Origin of the sequence: Ensifer sp. LC163 (genome assembly GCF_001695855.1) — a bacterium.
Lineage (GTDB): Bacteria > Pseudomonadota > Alphaproteobacteria > Rhizobiales > Rhizobiaceae > Ensifer.
On the sequence record NZ_MBSS01000062.1, the window covers coordinates 1 to 346 of the forward strand.

At 61.8% G+C, this 346-nt stretch carries 1 pseudogene; it reads left to right on the forward strand.

Going from position 1 to position 346, the window contains the following annotated elements:
• Positions 1–346 (forward strand): annotated as a pseudogene (locus BC360_RS32895) (transposase); the annotation flags it as partial.

Sequence of the window (346 nt, forward strand, 5' to 3'; positions counted from 1 at the left end):
AGGATTTTCGCCGCTTTGGCCGGCGAGGGCCCCCAACCTGAGCGCATCATGATCGACGCGACACATCTGAAGGCCCACCGCACCGCGGCAAGCCTTCTAAAAAAGGGGATGTTCCCCGTCGTATCGGGCGAACCAAGGGCGGACTGAACTCGAAGCTCCATGCCGTCTGCGATGATGACGGCCGGCCAATCGTCATGCTGCTCTCTGAAGGCCGGATGAGCGACCACAAGGGCGCCCGGATCGTGCTCAACGCGTTGCCCAAAGCCAATTACCTCATCGCCGATAAGGGCTACGACAGCACCTGGGTCCGCGAAGAGCTCCTCGCAAGGGGCATCGAGCCCTGCAT